Source organism: Clostridium sp. UBA7791, from assembly GCF_002480755.1.
GTDB lineage: Bacteria > Bacillota > Clostridia > Clostridiales > Clostridiaceae > Clostridium_J > Clostridium_J sulfidigenes.
Window position 1 is genome coordinate 598,910 of record NZ_DLCT01000005.1, and the last position, 17,651, is coordinate 616,560.

14 protein-coding genes and 1 pseudogene are annotated in these 17,651 nt (G+C 28.1%); 14 read left to right on the top strand and 1 reads right to left on the bottom strand.

The window, feature by feature from the left end:
• Window positions 1–204 precede the first annotated feature (204 nt).
• Window positions 205–471 (bottom strand): DUF1294 domain-containing protein, encoded by a 267-nt coding sequence (locus tag B3Z56_RS08265; protein WP_346878574.1) that lies wholly within the window; start codon window positions 469–471, stop codon window positions 205–207.
• Between the two features lie 311 nt (window positions 472–782).
• Here B3Z56_RS08265 and B3Z56_RS08270 point away from each other — a divergent pair, with 311 nt between their 5' ends.
• The 14 genes and pseudogenes from B3Z56_RS08270 to B3Z56_RS08335 all read left to right on the top strand — a co-directional run bounded on the left by B3Z56_RS08270 (window position 783) and on the right by B3Z56_RS08335 (window position 17,609).
• A complete protein-coding gene (locus tag B3Z56_RS08270) occupies window positions 783–8,591 on the top strand; it encodes an RHS repeat-associated core domain-containing protein (RefSeq protein WP_346878575.1) in 7,809 nt (2,602 codons plus the stop codon).
• Between the two features lie 138 nt (window positions 8,592–8,729).
• Window positions 8,730–8,930 carry a hypothetical protein gene (locus B3Z56_RS08275; protein WP_346848231.1) on the top strand — a complete coding sequence of 67 codons (201 nt, stop codon included), beginning with the start codon at window positions 8,730–8,732 and terminating at the stop codon, window positions 8,928–8,930.
• 560 nt (window positions 8,931–9,490) lie between these two features.
• Window positions 9,491–9,649: pseudogene (locus B3Z56_RS08280) on the top strand (RHS repeat-associated core domain-containing protein); the annotation flags it as partial.
• A 427-nt stretch (window positions 9,650–10,076) separates the two neighbouring features.
• Complete coding sequence (locus tag B3Z56_RS08285) at window positions 10,077–10,403, top strand: hypothetical protein (RefSeq protein WP_346878576.1); 327 nt, start codon at window positions 10,077–10,079, stop codon at window positions 10,401–10,403.
• Window positions 10,404–10,813: 410 nt separating this feature from the next.
• A complete protein-coding gene (locus tag B3Z56_RS08290) occupies window positions 10,814–11,677 on the top strand; it encodes an RHS repeat-associated core domain-containing protein (RefSeq protein WP_346878577.1) in 864 nt (287 codons plus the stop codon).
• Between the two features lie 97 nt (window positions 11,678–11,774).
• Window positions 11,775–12,206, top strand: a complete 432-nt coding sequence (locus B3Z56_RS08295; RefSeq protein ID WP_346878578.1) for a hypothetical protein — start codon at window positions 11,775–11,777, stop codon at window positions 12,204–12,206.
• 216 nt (window positions 12,207–12,422) lie between these two features.
• Window positions 12,423–12,608 (top strand): hypothetical protein, encoded by a 186-nt coding sequence (locus B3Z56_RS08300; RefSeq protein WP_346878579.1) that lies wholly within the window; start codon window positions 12,423–12,425, stop codon window positions 12,606–12,608.
• A gap of 12 nt (window positions 12,609–12,620) precedes the next feature.
• Window positions 12,621–13,286 carry a hypothetical protein gene (locus B3Z56_RS08305; protein WP_346878580.1) on the top strand — a complete coding sequence of 222 codons (666 nt, stop codon included), beginning with the start codon at window positions 12,621–12,623 and terminating at the stop codon, window positions 13,284–13,286.
• Between the two features lie 189 nt (window positions 13,287–13,475).
• Window positions 13,476–13,685 (top strand): hypothetical protein, encoded by a 210-nt coding sequence (locus tag B3Z56_RS08310; protein ID WP_346878581.1) that lies wholly within the window; start codon window positions 13,476–13,478, stop codon window positions 13,683–13,685.
• Window positions 13,686–14,135: 450 nt separating this feature from the next.
• Window positions 14,136–14,444, top strand: coding sequence for a hypothetical protein (locus B3Z56_RS08315; RefSeq protein ID WP_346878582.1), 309 nt, complete (start codon window positions 14,136–14,138; stop codon window positions 14,442–14,444).
• Complete coding sequence (locus tag B3Z56_RS08320; protein WP_346848257.1) at window positions 14,445–14,573, top strand: hypothetical protein; 129 nt, start codon at window positions 14,445–14,447, stop codon at window positions 14,571–14,573.
• A 165-nt stretch (window positions 14,574–14,738) separates the two neighbouring features.
• On the top strand, window positions 14,739–15,122 hold the full coding sequence (locus B3Z56_RS08325) for a hypothetical protein (RefSeq protein WP_346848258.1): 384 nt from the start codon (window positions 14,739–14,741) through the stop codon (window positions 15,120–15,122).
• A gap of 82 nt (window positions 15,123–15,204) precedes the next feature.
• Window positions 15,205–15,660 (top strand): hypothetical protein, encoded by a 456-nt coding sequence (locus tag B3Z56_RS08330; RefSeq protein WP_346876412.1) that lies wholly within the window; start codon window positions 15,205–15,207, stop codon window positions 15,658–15,660.
• Window positions 15,661–16,703: 1,043 nt separating this feature from the next.
• Window positions 16,704–17,609: an AEC family transporter gene (locus B3Z56_RS08335; protein WP_346878583.1), complete on the top strand. Its 906-nt coding sequence runs from the start codon at window positions 16,704–16,706 to the stop codon at window positions 17,607–17,609.
• Window positions 17,610–17,651 lie beyond the last annotated feature (42 nt).

Sequence of the window (17,651 nt, forward strand, 5' to 3'; positions counted from 1 at the left end):
TTTAAATTGAATTAATGGCTTCCTATATAAATATTTGTATAGGAAGCTATTTTTATATGGAACTATAAAAATAGTTAACTATGAAGCTATTAAACTATATAACTAGTTAACTATTTGTTCTATTCATGCGGGTTTCAGGGTTTTTCAATGTAATGGAAGCGTAAATCTGTTGGAAGTTTAAGAAGTATGAAGTCATTTCTAAAATTATAAGCTGATAAAATAAGTTAATATAGCTATTTGTATAACAAGGATAAGAGGAATACCAATAGTGAATTTTTTATGCTTAGTTTTATGTCTAAAAGTGCTCATACCAGCTAACATACCAATGGAACCTCCTATTATAGATATACATATAAGAGCTTTTTCACTAACCCTCCATTGTCTTTTTATAGCCTTCCTTTTATCTATTAACATTATAAAAAATCCAATTAGGTTTATTACTATTAAGTATAAAATAAAATTATTAAACATAAGACCTCCTAAAGTATTTATATATTTAATTTATATTATATAAAAATAAAAAGCAATAAGGATATATTTATTTTAATGGGTTGTATTAGTTAAAAGTACAATGTAAAAAACTCTCACCCATTGTTCAATTTAATAATAAAATACAACTAATCATTTGAGAAGAAAATATATTTTAGAGTTAGGTAGTTATTCAAATATACAAAATGTGCATGAAAGTATCATTTTTGAACATGAAAGTACATGGAAATAAAAAGGTAAAAGATGAAATTTGTAGAATTGTAAAAATGTAATAAATATTTGGGGGGATAATTGTGACGAAATTTTATAAAAACGTATGTAAATTACTTATAATTACATTATTGGTAACAATGACACCAATAAATGCAATCATAGTAAGTGCTACGGATGACACAGAAGAAGTAACTACTAAAAAAAATCAGGAGGCAGAAATAGTTAGAGAACTTGAAGAGAAGAGAGAGGAGAATACAAAGTACTTTTTAAAAGACGATGGAACTTATGAAGCAATATTATATGAAGAACCTATACACTATTTAAAAAATGGCAAATGGATAGATATCAATAATTCATTGCATGATAAAGGGAATTATTATGAAAATAAAGAAAATGAATTCACTGTTAGGATAGGTAAAAATGCCAGTGATAAAGAGCTTATTTCTGTATCAAAGGATAAGTATAAAATATGGTGGAACATAGGTGTTGGTATCGGAGAAAAATTAGAAGAAGTACCAGCATCAGATGATAAAGGTGTTGAAGAAGAAAAACCAACTATAGATAATAAGAAAAACGAAGAAACAGAAAAGCCATCAACAGAGGATAAACCAAGTGAGGAAAGTGAAAAACCATCAGATGATGATAAACAAGAAGGGGAAATAGATAATCCACCTTTAGATGGCAAAACAGACGGTGAAACAGAACCACCATCTACTGAAGACAAAAAAGGTGGAGAAACAGAAAAACCAACTACAAATGAAGAAATAAAGGATAGAGTAGATGATTCACCTATTGATAGTGAAACTACTAAATTAAAAAAGAAAACTAATTTAGTAGGAAAAGTATCAAAAAATACTACAATAGATAACACTTCAAATAAAGAAAAAGAGAATAAAGAAAAAGATTCAAATAAAGATTCAAATAAAGATGAGAAAGTAAGTAAAGAAACTAAAGAAAATAAAGAAAATAATAAAGATGATATTAATGGAGATGTAAAAAAATCTAATAGTAGTGATAAAAATAAGAATAAAGATAATGATAAATTAAATAAAAAAAATAAAAATAGAAAAATAAAAAATATAAGCAAACTAAGTAAAGCATCAGTAGAAAATACAGATATAGATAAAGTTATTGATGAAATGGTGGAACAACAACTTGGAGGTAATAGAAGGGCAAAAAGATCAATTAGTGATAATAAGAGTTTAAGAGATAAGATTAAAAAGGAAATTGATAAGAAGTTTTTACCCAATGTTAAATCAAGTGTGGAATTTAAGTCTATTTACGAAAATATTGACTTAGAGTATAAATTGATAGGAAAAACAGTAAAGGAAAATATAATATTAAATGAAAAAATAGATAATCCTTCAATTTTGTTTAATTTGAATATAGAAAATCTAAAACCTAGAGTTGAAGGAAATATAATTATATTTGAAGACCTGGAGACTGGAGCTGAAGTATTCCAATTAGATAAGCCTTTTATGTATGATGCAAAGGGAGAATTGTCTGAGGATATTGAGCTAATATTCAAAGAAGCAGAAGAAGGAGGATATACATTAGAGATAGTTCCAAATAATGAATGGATTAATGATGATAAAAGAGAATTTCCAATTACAGTAGACCCAATAGTAAGAACAGATACTAATACTAATTATATAGAAGATACTTTCGTAGCATCAACAGATACTGAGAATAAGTGGAACAACTTATTTCTAAGGGTTGGAAATGTTCAAACCATAGGAACTACAGAAACATATGTTAAGTTTACTAAATTACCAAAATTAAATGCTGGCGATATGGTAGTAGATGCACAATTAGCTTTGTTTAAGCAGGATAACTATAGTGGGGCTGATGGTCAAATAAATGCATATACTGTTACTAGTCCCTGGGCTGCAACACAAAGTAATGGAGTAATATGGAAAACTAAACCTAAAGTTGAAAGTAGAATATTAGATATTCAAACTGTTAAGAATGGTTGGTATTCTTGGAATGTCACCAAAGCTGTAAAAGGTTGGTATACAGAAGGAAATAATTATGGTATAGCTTTAAAAAGAGATAATCCTGCATCTGGAAATACGTCATTTTTATCTTCTGATTGTCATAGTGCCTATAGCTCTGGATGGCCATTAGTACAAATTCAGTATGTTAATAATACAGGATTAGAGAGCTATTGGACATATCATTCACAGGATATGGGAAGAGCAGGAATAGGATATATTAATGACTATAATGGTAATGTTATTTTTACCCATAATGATTACACTGCATTAGATAGTAGGTTAGCTTTAAAGGTAGAGCATGTTTATAATAGTAATGATAAAGAGACTGATATAGGATACGGAAAAGGGTGGAAACTCAACATTCAACAAAGGATAACTGAAGAAGTAATAAATGGTACAACTTACTATAAATATTTTGACAGTGATGGAACTAATCATTACTTTTATTATGATTTAGCATCTAAAACTTATAAATGTGAAAGTCTTGAAGGTATTAAATTCACTAAAAATAGTGATGGAAGCTATATGATTACAGATAAAGATAGAAATAAATTATATTTTGTTCCTGGTGGGTACCTTAAAACTATTACAGATACTAATAATAACAATAACACTATACTTTATGATGGAACTAGAATAAGTGGAGTTAAGGATAGCATAGGAAGAACTACACTTTTACAATATACATCAGGAGGAACGTTAATTGGTATCACAGATCCGGCGGGAAGAAAAACTAGCTATGCTTATAATGGAATACAATTAAGTAGAATAACTTATCCGGATGGTAAGGCATCTTATTATACTTATGAAGGTAATAACAATTTATCTTCTGTTAAAAGTTTAGATGGTGCTAAATTGCTTTATACCTATTATGGCGGTTCTACTTCAAGAGTTAAAACTGCCACTTATGTAGATACAGCTGGGACACAGGGGCAAAGTCTAGCCTTTAAATACAGCTATAATGAAACTGAAATAAAGGATGTTAAGGGTAGAACTAATACTTATCAATTTAATAATGGAGGAAATACAATATCTATTAAAGATTCTAATGGAAGTGCACAATACTATAAATATGATAGTAAAGATAAAGCTAAAAATAGATTGGAGCTGGAATCTAAGGTTCAAAAGACAAGCAATAATTATTTAATGAACCATAATTGTGAGTTAAAGGATGGAAATTGGAGTGCTGGTTCTTGGTCAGGTTCTGCAGGTACTAATGAATTTACTACTACAAAAGCTAACATGGGAAAATATTCATTAAAGGTAAATATGACAAATAAAACTAGTAGGAGATTTTATAGTCAAGCTGTCACCTTAGAAAAGGGTAAGACTTATACATTTTCAGGATATGTATCCACTGATGGAATAAGTAATACTAATAAAAAAGGTGCTGCTTTATTTGTAAATTATACTGATAATACAGGGAATTATGTAACAAAAGATTCTAAATATATTAGTGGAACTACTGGATGGGATAGGGAATCTATAACATTTACTTTGCCATCAGATGCGACATCTAATCTTGTATATATTAGATGTGGGTTAATTGAGGAATCAGGAACTGCATATTTCGATAACTTACAAGTAGAAGATGGAGAAGTTGCTAATAGATATAATTTGGTTGAAAATCCCAATTTTGTAGTTAATGGAGCACCTAATGCCAACTTTTGGACTACAAGTAACTGGGAAAGTACAAATGGATTATATACAACTACAGATTCAACTTATCCATCAAATCTAGATAAAATAAAAGCTGTTTATAAGATGCCTGGTAATACAGAAAAAGATAAAAGTATATATCAAACAATAAACGTTTCAGGAAAAAAAGATGATGTTTTTGTAGTAGGAGGTTGGGCAAAGGCAGAATCACTTCCTCTAATAGGCAATGGTAGATATTTTGCTTTAGATGTAGGATTAGAAAAACCAGATGGTAGCTATGAATGGACTGTTATTCCTTTTAATGGAGATTCATCAACATGGCAATATGTATCAGGACAAGTTGTGGCTAAGAGTGATTATAAAAGTGTAAGAGTATATGGACTTTACTATAAAAATGCTAATATAGCTTATTTTGATGGATTCCAATTATATAAAGAAGAGTTTGGTGCAAGCTATCAGTACGATGATAAGGGTAATATAACGTCTACAGAGGATTTAATAAAACAAAAAACTAATTATAAATATGATGGTGATGATAAATTAACTTCTGTTACAGATCCAAAAGGAAATACAACTAAGTATTCATACGATGGTAATAGGAATTTAATTCAAACTACTACTGCAGAAAACATTGTAAGTTCTTTTATTTATGATGAGTATGGAAATTCAGTAGTATCAAAGATATCTGGAAGTGGATTGTTTATGGAAAGCAGTAATATTTCAAGTGATACTGCAGGATACACAAAAAGAACTATAGATACCAGTGGAAACGAAATACTGAACGTATATAGCGAATCTAAGGATAACTTAGATGTAACTATTAATTCACAAGAGGTTTCTACTTATTATGGATATGATGAAACAGATAAGCTTATAAATACAAGTGCCTATAACCCATATGGTGACAAAAAGACAGGAGAAACTTTCCTTGTAAATGGTAATAGTAGTGGAGATTTAGGAAGTAAATCCCTTGGGTTGGGTGCTACTCCAGTTAAGGATAACAAAGGGCATTACACTTTCAAAGTTCAAGATGGAGGAGGAGTTCCATATAATTTAGGGATAAGCAAAAATAAAGGGACTATTGCATTAAAATTCAAGCCACAAAGTAATGGTAGTCTTAGGTATTTACTTTGCAGTTCATCACCTAATGGTGGATCTTTAGCTGTATATGTAAATACGAGCAATAAATTATGCTTGGCATTTAAAGATAGTAGCGGAATTTGGAAAGAGTCTATTGTATTAAATAAAGCTATAAGTGCTAACACTTGGTATTCTATGATAGTACAATGGGAAAATACATCTTCAGGATTAAAAGCTACATTAACTATAGATGATGAAGTAAAGAATGCTACTGTTAGTAATGTAAAAGACTTTACTGGTGGTAAGGTTATAGTTGGAGCAGATTTTAATAATAAAAATGCATTAAATGGAGAAGTGGAAGAATTATATTGTTCTACAGGTGTGGACAATTTAACAGAACTAAAGCAGCATTATAATAAATTGAAGAGTGGTAACTATGGATACTACAAAAATTGGGATGAATATGTTCCTTTAAGAGGAAATTCTTCAAGTATTAATGGACTTAGAGCACTTACAGATAAGAGCAAGTATGATTCATCTAATGAGTTAACTATGCAAGCTACAGGAGACAGATATGCTAACTATAGTAGTGGAATAAGGGACAACTCAGGAACAATGAATCTTTGGCTTAAACCTAGTGCAAGTACTAGTACAAGATATATATTTTCTGGAACAACTAGAGAAAATATTGGTGTGATAGAGGCATATTTAGCTTCGGATAATAAAGTAAAGTTGTCTGTTAAGAATAGTAGTGGAAATATTGTAGACATAATAACATCGAATACAGCTGTAACCACAGGACAATGGAATATGTTAACAATATCTTGGAATAAAAGCGGAACAACTCTTACAACCAATATGTATATTAATGGCAATAAAGAGAAATCAGTTTCAGGTACCTATAAAGATTTTTCAGGAGCTAATATATGTATAGGTCAAAAATTATCTGGTAGTTCAATAGAAGGAAATCTAGATGAACTCATACTTTCAAGCAAATGCTATGATGACAATACTGTAAAATCAATGTATACTAAAGGAAGAGGAAAGGTAACTGCTAGGGTAGGACAGAACAACTATGCTTATAATAATGATAGATTATCAAAGGTTTCTAGCAATAGTACAAGCTACAACTTTACCTATGATGGAAATGGAAATCAGAAATCTGTAGCAGTGGGAAGTAGCACTTTAATAACTAATAACTATGATAATGTATCAGGTGTATTAAAAAATGCTACCTATGGAAATGGCAATACAGTAGCCTATGCTTATGATAATTTAAATAGGGTAACTAGTAAAACCTTAGATGGTAAGACAGCTTCAAAATATACCTATGATAATTCTGGGAATTTAGCTATATCACAGGATTTAAAAAGCGGAATTACTAATAAATACACCTATGACTTAGCAGACAGACTAGTAAAAACAGAGGATTCAAGTGGAAATTGGTTTAAATATGATTATGATAAGACTGATAAAACTAGTAAAAAAGAAAACTATATAGCAGGAAAATCATATTCCACAAGCTTTAATTTTGATAAAGACGGAAAAACTACTAAAGTAGCATTACCATCAGGAAAAAGTTTAGCTTATAGCTATGATAGTATAGGACGAACTAAATCTAAAATATTAAACCTAGATAATAGCAAAACATTTAATACAGAGTATGAATACAAAGCTGGTTATGCAGGTTCAACAACTTCAATGGTATCATCAATAAAAAATGGCAATAGCGAAATAAAATATACCTATGATGCTTTAGGAAGAATTGAAACTGTAAATAATGGACAGAAAATAGAATATTATTATAATGAATTAAATCAACTTATAAGAGAAGTAAACAATGTATTAAAAAAGACTATAGTATATACCTATGATGCGGGAGGAAATATACTAAACAAAGTAGAACATATACAAGCTGGTATAGTTGCAGGAGCACAAAGGAGTTACAGTTATGCTTACGAAGATCCAAACTGGAAGGACAAATTAACATCTTACGGTGGAAAAGCCATAACTTATGATTCCATAGGAAATCCACTAACCTATGATGGATATACCTTTAAATGGGAAGGTGGAAGAACATTATCTTCTATAACAGGAAACGATAAAAATATAAATTATAAGTATAATAGTGATGGAATAAGAACAGAAAAAACAGTAAATGGAGTAAACTATAAGTATACATTAGAGGGAAGTAACGTAGTTTATGAAGAAATAACTAATGGGAGTGCTGTAGATAAGATAGTATATAATTATGGTGATAATGGTTTAGTAGGCTTTACTCTAAATGGTAAAGAGTATTTCTACATTAGAAATGCACAAAGTGATATCATAGGAATACTAGATTCTAATGGAACTGAAGTTGTTTCTTATATTTATGACACCTGGGGCAAATTAAGATCTATAACAGGAGATAAAGCCTTAGGAGAAAAGAATCCTTATAGATATAGAGGATATAGATATGATACAGAGACTGGATATTACTACTTACAATCAAGATATTATAATCCTGAGTGGGGAAGATTCTTGAATGCAGATGCTATTGGTGGTAGTATAGGTGAATTGTTATCACATAATACTTTTGCTTATTGTAATAATAATCCTGTTATATCAAAAGATCCTAATGGTTTTAGACCTATGTATACTCAAGGAGAAGAAACAGCTGCAATGAGAGATGCTTCGTATAAGGTTATGAATAATTATGGAAAAAGAAAAAATAAGAATACTAGTGGTGTAATTACGACAAGGACTACTAGCGGGTATACGAGACATGTGGCTGATGCTGAGATTGCAAATGTTACGGGGATTTATGGTAAGTCTGGGGTATTTGGAAGTTGTGAAATAAGCACTCCCGACTTTCCGATACAAGCCTATTTAGGCGGAGCAACAGGTATTGGAGCAGTATGGAATGGTGATAATAAATGGGATGTCTATGAATTAGGTCTACATCTTACGCCACTTAAAGCTGGGGGTAGACTCAAAGGAGGTATTGGAATTTTCAACTGCGAGCTACAAGTTGGAGCATCTCTTGGAATTGGAGTTAGCTTTACGACTGGAGGATATGCTGACAGTAGTGGATTTGGGGTAGTATTAGGAGCAGCAGCTAGTTGGTTTTTTGGAGCTGAAGTTACTGGAAAGGTATGGATTGATTTTTAAAGTGTTACCCCAAATTATTACTTTAAAAATAAATTAAGTGAGAATACATGAACAATTTTTAGGAGACTAATGTATTACTAAAATTTTTATTAAGTAATAAGGTGTTAAGTTTAAATATCTACGAGAGGAGAGAACGTAATGGGTAAGGATGTTTTAGTAAATATTTTATGCTTTATAATAAGTGCATGTTTAAATATTAAGTGGGTATATCATATGTTGAGAGGTATTATGCCACAAATTAATTTAGAAAACAAAAAGAAAAAAACTGAGTTAAAAAAAGCATTAAAATATCTATTTATTACGATTGTATATATTATTATAATAAATAAACTTGTTTAAAATTTTTTAAATAGATAGCAAATGTTTAGTAGTCTTTATAATCAAAAATTGTTTTTATTAGGGAGAGGATTAATTATAGAAAATTTATCAATAAAAATTTTAATAAATATAGTATATATAATTTTACTATTAATTTTATTATTAATTGGATATGTAATATTTAAAGAGTTTTCTAAAAGTGCAAAAGAAAAGAAGCAGCAACCAGGATACAAATTTCTTATGAACTATTATAAGTTTTTAGGTATACTTACTATAATTTTTAGTGTTACATATATATTTAAATTAATATTTGAAATATTTGGATATATATTATGATTATAACCAGAACCTATAAAATATTTATATTATAGTGAAATTGTATAATATAAATTTATCTTATTCTGAAGCGAAGTAAATTATATATAATATACTTTAAAAATGAGGGAGGGTTTTCATAAAATAGAATTATTTATTTTGTGAAAGCCCTCTGTGTATATTAATTTTAAAATATATAAATAAAAATATACAATTAATAAAACATTAGAAATGCTCAGAGTGGTATTATAGGAATAATAAACTCTATTGGAAAACAAGTTGTTTCTTATACCTACGATACTTGGGGTAAATTAATATCTATAACAGGAGATAAGGCATTAGGAGAAAAGAATCCTTATAGATATAGAGGCTATAGATATGATACAGAGACTGGATGTTACTACTTACACTCAAGATATTATAATCCTGAGATTGGAAGTAGAGCAGGTAAGATTATAAACACTGGTTATAGAAAAGTTTGTGAGGTAAAAGCTCTTGGTCCAGCATTTAGAATTAGTGTAGATGGAGAAAGCTTTGCAAAAAGTCTAGGTAAAGAGGCATTAGGTTATGTTGGAGATATTGGTATAGGTGCATACTCTGCATTCGATAGCTTTAGCAAAGGACAAATTGCTGGTGGACTTATTGATTTAGGTGCTACAGCTGTAGGAATTGGCATAGGAGTGGGAATTGGAGCTATAACTGGATTACTAAATTACTAATAACAGCAAGTACTCCATTTTGGGCTGTTGCAGGTATAACTGTAGCAGCATTTGCAGTGTCAACTGCAGCTACAGTTTATATAGATAAACGTGCAACGGAAATAAAAGATAATCATTATGTGAGGTGATTAATGTGAATAAAAAGAATATGCCAAAGATAGGTGCAACAGTAGGTCTTTTTAATATACTAATTATTAGAGCGTTATCTGAGAAGTATGGAAATGATATAAGAATAATGATTGGAGGAATATCAGTTATAATTGGAATAAGTATTATATTATTTATGCTGTGTATGAAAGAGTATGTTGTAGCATTAATATTATTAGCTATGATGTTACCAATTGTAATTGGATTTATTGGTTTATATTTGGAAAAATCATATCTTATGGATATAGGTATAATATCACTATTAATTATTATACCTATACTAATTAAAATTATACCTAAGTATAGAAAATGATAGATGTAGTGATAAAGAATTATAAGGGATAACACTACCTTTACTATGATTAAATCATAATTTTAATTAAATAAAGAATTATTAAAAGCCAGTTGTAGTGAATTATTCACTTTACTGGCTTTTAATGATAAGTTTAATGTAAAAAGTAACAACTGACGATTGATATATATTTAAATGCGAATGGTAGGAGAATTCTAGCCTAAATAGAAGGGAATAGTGTAGTTCATGAAGAAATAACTAATGGAAGTAATGTAGATTAACAGAGTTCTTAGCTTGTGTGAGAATGGTTTTCTCTCACAGAAGGTTAGAAATCGTTATCTATGGGCGTAGTAGCCTTTAGTGAAACTTAGGGATACTAGCCATCAGATAAGATTTTATATAACTATGGAGATAAAGGTCTTGTAGGCTTCGTGCTAAATGATACTGAAGAATATTTCTACATTAGAAATGCTCAAAGTGATATTATAGGAATAATAAATTCTATCGGAAAACAAGTTGTTTCTTATACCTACGATACTTGGGGTAAATTAATATCTATAACAGGAGATAAGGCATTAGGAGAAAAGAATCCTTATAGATATAGAGGATATAGATATGATACAGAGACTGGATATTACTACTTACAATCAAGATATTATAATCCTGAGTGGGGAAGATTCTTAAATGCAGATGCTATTGGTGGAAATGTAGGAGCATTGCTATCACATAATATATTTGCTTATTGTAATAATAATCCTGTTATATCAAAAGACCCTAATGGATTTAGACCTATATACACTCAAGGAGAAGAAACAGCTGCAATGAGAGATGCTTCGTATAAGGTTATGGCAAAGGCTGCGTCAGTTATATCAAGGAATAACAGCTCAAATAAAGTTGGTAGTACCGTTATAAATCAACTTTTAAATATAGGAACAACTTATATAAATTCAGACCACTTTAAGATTAATATCAAAGAAGCTGATGATATATATAAATCCTTAAAAGGAGTGTCAAGTGGAGCACCGAAATTAATGTCATTTTTAGGGGGAGGACTTAAAAAGTATTCATATTTTATGGATATAAAAAGTTTTGCTACAGAAAAATCTTGGTTTAAACGTCAACTTTCTGTTGTATCTATAGGCTCTGCTGCTCTACCACAACCATGGGGAGCAATTGTTGGAATAGGATCTGGAGGATTAAAGGATGCTTATGATTATATGCCAGAAAACATTCAAATTATGGTTGATTGGACATGTCAACCAATAATTAGTGCTCCATCAATGGGAATTAATTAAAATATACCATTAATGTTATATAAATATAAGTTGTTTAGAGCTTAATATTAAGTAAATTATAATTTAGAATAGAAATTAAAAGGGAGAATTAGGATATATGAACAATAAATATTCAGTTATTAAAGATATAATTGTTTGGATTATAATAGACATTATTGGAACTATAATTCTTGTTAATACAACAAATATTTCTAAGATAAGTGCTATTATTATTAGTATAATAGCAACAGTACCAATTCTAATAGCAAGGTATAATAATTATAAATTAGTAATATCTGATAAAGAAATTGTACTCTATAAATCATTTATAAAAAAGACACGAATTCTGTTAGAAAATATAGTGGAAATAGAAATTGGCAATTCTTTTACGGGGAGTAGTATTCAGGGGGTGGTAAAATACATGTATATAAAAACAGCGGAAGATAATCATAAGTTTAATATTGTTAATATAGAGAGTGAACAGTTTTATGATGACATTAAAAATCTTGCAACTAAGCTAAATATCAAATATTTTAACAATCAGGAATAAACTATAAAATTATTTAATAAGTAATGTATGTATTAGAGTAGCAGTAAAAAAAGTAAACTTTAAAATAGTGAAGGGTTAATAAAGGAATTACTATATAAATAGAATAAAAAACTTATGGAAAAAAGTGATAGTTATTAATATAATTGAATGCTATCACTTTTTCTATTAGGTTAGTAATGAAAAATATAGATTAATCATACTACAATAGGATGTTCAGTGGATACTTTAGCAGATATAGCAATAGGGACCAGCAGTATTTATAGCAGCGGGAGTAGCTTACCTAGGAATAACAGCTCCATTATGGGGACTGCTCTTTTAGCATCTAGTATTAGTTATGGAGTAGCAAAATATTATCAAGATGATATAGGTAAATTAAAAGACTCGGTTATATTAGGATTTTAGAAGGAGGAGAAAATGAAATCATCTAAAATTAAACAATCAGATGAGATGGAAGTTAAAGATTTAAAGAAATTAAATGTTTTTATTTCAATAGGATGTATGTTAGGAAGTATACTTTTTAATTTGATATTAAGTAGTGATGATAAAGTGTACCATAGTATAGCTCCAGTATTATTAGTACTTACTTTAATATTAAATGTAATAAATATAGTATTAAACGTTAATAAGAAACCAATATATAAAAGTGTTTACATTTTAATTCCAATACAAGGAATTCTAGTAGTATTATCATTATATCTAGAAGCTGCAAATTGCCTAACACTAGAAAGCACAATTACAAAAATAATAATATTTTTCAACTTTATAATAGTAAATTTATATATTTTTTATAAAAGAATAATAGTAAAAAATGAAGACTATATTAGCAGTGTTAAAAAAGGTACCCATGGAAGATATATAAAGAGAGATTTAAGTGTTTCATTAATTGTAACTGCAATATTATTAACAATTGCTAAAGTTATAGACTCTAGTCCAATAATAATTGAAGAAGGTAATGGAGATAAATTTATTTCAGGTATTTTTTTGATAGGAGTTACTGTATGTTTAAGTATTGTTTATATAATAGCAATATCTAACTATTTGTATAGTGTTAAGGATAAAAAATTACCCAAAACATATTAAATTAATATGATAAAAATATAATATATTACATCTTTATAAGGAGAGATGAAAGATGAATGGCAATAATAAAGGTACATATGCAGTAGCAGGAATAGCTGTCTTTATTATATCGAAGATTATACTGGAAATTTAGGAATAGAGAATATACCAGTACCCATTAGCATAGGTGTACTAGCAGCTTCATATGCTATGTTTTTAATTGGAATATCGAATAAAAAGCTAATAAGAGGAGAGAGAGCTTGTTATAGAGTACTTGCAATTCTATTCGCAATTGCAAGTGTTAGTGCTATTATAATGGCTTTATTTTTAAGTTATTTTCCTCAAATAATCACAGAATATAAGGTATTGTTGTTAGTACTACTAATAAGTGGTATATTGGCACAATTATTATATCAATGATAATTATAAAAAAATATCGAAATTAGATATTCTATAATTAAAACTTATATATGATATATAAGAAGGATATTATTAAAGATATGGTTATAATCTAGAATTACTTATATTAAGTAAAAAATTAGAAAGTAAATTTCGGTATACCTAATATATTATAAATTTCTTTATTCTATATATAATGGAATTAATTTATTATCTTAGTTTTATATAAAAAGATTTAAAGATTTAAAAGTATTTCTATGTAAATTTACCTTAAATAGTATAAGTGGGTTTTAATAACTAAATCCCTGAATTTTGATATTAAACTTAGATATACCCTAGAAGGAAATGATGTATTTTATAAAGAATTAACTAATGGAATTTGTGTAGAATAACAGAGTTTTTAGCTTGTATGAGAAGTATGAAGTAAATTGTAGTTTAATATAAAGTCAAAGGTGGGGGGAATTAAGATATATGAACAGGAAATATTCAGTTATTAGAGAGATAGTTATTTGGATTATAATAGACATTATTGGAACTATAATTCTTGTTAATACAATAAATATTTCCAAGATAGTTGCTATTATTAGTAGTATAACAGCAACAGTACCAATTCTAATTGCACGGTATAATAATTATAAATTAGTAATCTCTGATGAAGAAATTGTGCTCTATAAATCATTTATAAAAAAGACACAAATTCCATTAGAAAATATAGTAGAAATAGAAATAGAAATTGGCAATTCTTTTACGGGGAGCAGGATTCAAGGGTGTGTAAAATAAATGTACATAAAAACATCAACGGATAATTATAAGTTTAATATAGTTAATATAGAGAGTGAACAATTCTATAATGATATTAAAAATCTTGCAACTAAGCAAAACATCGAATATTTTAAAAATCAGGAATAAACTATATAATCATTTAATTTATTATAAAAATAGTTTATGAAGAAATATTATGAATATAGTGGTTTTGTAGGGTTGAGACTAAATGACGCTGAGCAATTTAGTCTATTATGCAATAGAGTGGACAGGAATTGCAATACCATAAAATTGAGAAAGTAGGAAATTTATATGATAAGCAAGAAAAATATTTTAGCTACTATAATAATTCTTATAATAATGGCATTTATTAGAATTATGGGCATAGATGATATACCACAGCCAATGCTTTTTGCTATATTACTATTGATTATTTTATACTTATTTATATTTGTTTTTAAGTATAAAGGTGATAAAAAAGAACGAATATATTTATTAGTTATGACCATACAAGCTGCAATACTAGTAATTATATTAGTAGTTTCAGTAACCGTACAAAATAAATATCAGGATATTTCTTATAGATACAAGCCCATATTTGTAACTTTAATGGCAATCCTATTTTTAAGTCTCATAGCAACTGTATATAGTTTAGGGTTCTGTAAATATAAAAACAATAAATTTAGAGATAAGTAATTAAGGTTTATTAAAAGAGTTAAATGGACTTTATTGTTATGAATTTAATAGGAAATAATAAAATGGGATAGGAAGTGAAAAGATGGAATTATTCGAAGATAAAATAATTGAAGAATATATTATATGGCAAAAGGCTAATCCTAAAAGTTTTTCATGGTGGAATTATGTAAATATGAAGTCAGATATTCAAATTGCACTGGGATTCGCTAAGTTTTTCTACCCTGAAATAATTGAGATAGACAACTGTATCTTTATAAAGGATAACTTTTCAAGCGAAAGGTATGAACAATGGAAAGTTGTGTGTAATGATAAAAAAACTTTAGAGAAGGCTATTAATTCATATGAAATTAAAGAATTTTTTCATATGAATACAGATTTTGAAGATAAAAATATAAATGAACAAATACAAGCACTAGGAAATATATTAAAAAAATTTTGGACTTTAGGTTTTAATGAAAGATTCCCTGATATGAATATAGTTGTAGATATAATTGAAGATGATGAATCATTATATATTACTGTATTTCAAGATAGTTAATTATGTTGAAAATTATTAATAGCCGTGGTTGGTAGACATAAGTATAAAAATAAGTAACTTGTAAAATTAAAAGTAAATACCTAAAAAGGGGGTAGTTGTTCCAAGCAAATGGAACAACTATTATTTTTCAATAAGATATGATGACATTAGATACTTAATAAAATATATTAATGTTACTAAATATAATATAGATTTAAGTATTAAAAATAACATCAAAAATAATGTCTTGTTATATAGTGAGATAATTCCAATAGATGATGCTATAATTAGTCATGAAATATTAATGTCAAATAGAAATAGTGCATACATGGAGTTTAAGAAAATTATGTTTAAGAAGATAAGTTAAAATAAATTTTTGTTCAAAATGTAATTAAGTAAACCTTAAATGTACATTAGAAGGAAATGATGTGTTTTGTGAAGAATTAACCAATAGAGTTAAGTATATTATCGTGTTGAAACTTTTACTAAAGGGGAAGTGAAAAATAGTATGATAAATATCTTTATGAATATTATTATTTTCTGTATAAGTATATATTTAAATTGGAAATGGGTTATATCTTTTCAAAGAGCATTTAAACCATTTGATGATAGTTTAGAAAAGAAGAAAAGAAAAGATGAACTTAAAAAGGGAATAAAATATTTGATTTTAACAATTATATATTCTTTCATAGGCTTACATTACTTGAATAACATAAGATGACATAAAGTTAAAGTGAGAATTTGTAACTTAACATTATTAAATGAGGGGTGGTCAATATAAATCAAAATGTATATAAAATTACAATAGATAAAAGTGTATAGTAGAAGATCAATTGTGCAAAAGTAAATGGAAACTATGAATGAGACTATTTTACTATATACATATAAAACTAGTATAATATTTAGCTATAAAACTATATAACTATTTGTTGTGTTCATGCGGGTTTAAGAGGTTTACCCATTAGAATAGTATTAAGGTAACAATAAAATAATAATTAAAAACCAAAGAAAATAGAGTATAATTAGTATGGGATTTAATTTTTTTATATATGGGGGATAATTTAATGGATGCAGTAAATCAAGTTTTAGTTCTATCCATTATGATGGTTATAGGAATATATGTTAGAAAGAAAGGCTTTATAGATGATAGAGTAGAGAAGGGATTAAGTGCAATATTAATCAATATAACTTTACCATTAATGATCATAAATAGTTTTTGCTTAGAATTTGATAAAGCTATTATGGGAAATGCTATAAAGATATTCTTCTATTCCGTAGTTATACATTTGGTGTTACTTATTTTATCAAGATATATTTATATTAAGGCTAGTGATAGAAAAAAACCACTACTTATATTTACAACATCTTTTTCTAACTGTGGATTTATGGGTTATCCAGTATTAAACAGCATTTTTGGAGAAATAGGAGTGTTTTATGCTTCAATTTTTACTATGGTATTCACTGCTTTAGTGTGGACCATAGGGGTATCTTTGTTTACAGGGAAAATATCTATGAAGGAAGCTAGTAAAAGCATTTTAAAGAATCCATCCATATGGGCTGTAATTATAGGAATTATAATATTTGTAGGTCAAATTAAACTACCCTTTGCCATTAACTCAACTGTAAAAAGTGTAGGAAATATGACGACTCCAATATCTATGATAATCATTGGATCTATGCTTTGTGGTTCTAACATAAAGGAAATGATAGGAGATTTTAGTTTATACTATTTATCTATAGTTAGACTAATTTTAGTTCCTATAGCAACATATTTTACTATGAATATGTTTAATATAGATTCAATGTTGGTAGCTATATGCACTTTACTTATGGCTATGCCAGGAGCGGTGGTAGGACCTGTAATTGCATTATCTACTGGTGGAGATGGTAAGTATGGCTCACAGTGTGTATTTATAACTACACTTTTATCCGTAATAACTATTCCACTATTTATATATTTAGTAAGATAATTAATTAAATAGGTAATAGGTTTTAATGATTTGGCTATTTTA

What these genes read in the sequence shown, in the direction of transcription:
- B3Z56_RS08265 (WP_346878574.1), bottom strand. Translation starts at nt 471, where the DNA reads ATGTTTAATAATTTTATTTTATACTTAATAGTAATAAACCTAATTGGA.
- B3Z56_RS08275 (WP_346848231.1), top strand. Translation starts at nt 8,730, where the DNA reads ATGGGTAAGGATGTTTTAGTAAATATTTTATGCTTTATAATAAGTGCA.
- B3Z56_RS08295 (WP_346878578.1), top strand. Translation starts at nt 11,775, where the DNA reads ATGAACAATAAATATTCAGTTATTAAAGATATAATTGTTTGGATTATA.
- B3Z56_RS08305 (WP_346878580.1), top strand. Translation starts at nt 12,621, where the DNA reads ATGAAATCATCTAAAATTAAACAATCAGATGAGATGGAAGTTAAAGAT.
- B3Z56_RS08310 (WP_346878581.1), top strand. Translation starts at nt 13,476, where the DNA reads ATGTTTTTAATTGGAATATCGAATAAAAAGCTAATAAGAGGAGAGAGA.
- B3Z56_RS08315 (WP_346878582.1), top strand. Translation starts at nt 14,136, where the DNA reads ATGAACAGGAAATATTCAGTTATTAGAGAGATAGTTATTTGGATTATA.
- B3Z56_RS08320 (WP_346848257.1), top strand. Translation starts at nt 14,445, where the DNA reads ATGTACATAAAAACATCAACGGATAATTATAAGTTTAATATAGTTAAT.
- B3Z56_RS08325 (WP_346848258.1), top strand. Translation starts at nt 14,739, where the DNA reads ATGATAAGCAAGAAAAATATTTTAGCTACTATAATAATTCTTATAATA.
- B3Z56_RS08330 (WP_346876412.1), top strand. Translation starts at nt 15,205, where the DNA reads ATGGAATTATTCGAAGATAAAATAATTGAAGAATATATTATATGGCAA.
- B3Z56_RS08335 (WP_346878583.1), top strand. Translation starts at nt 16,704, where the DNA reads ATGGATGCAGTAAATCAAGTTTTAGTTCTATCCATTATGATGGTTATA.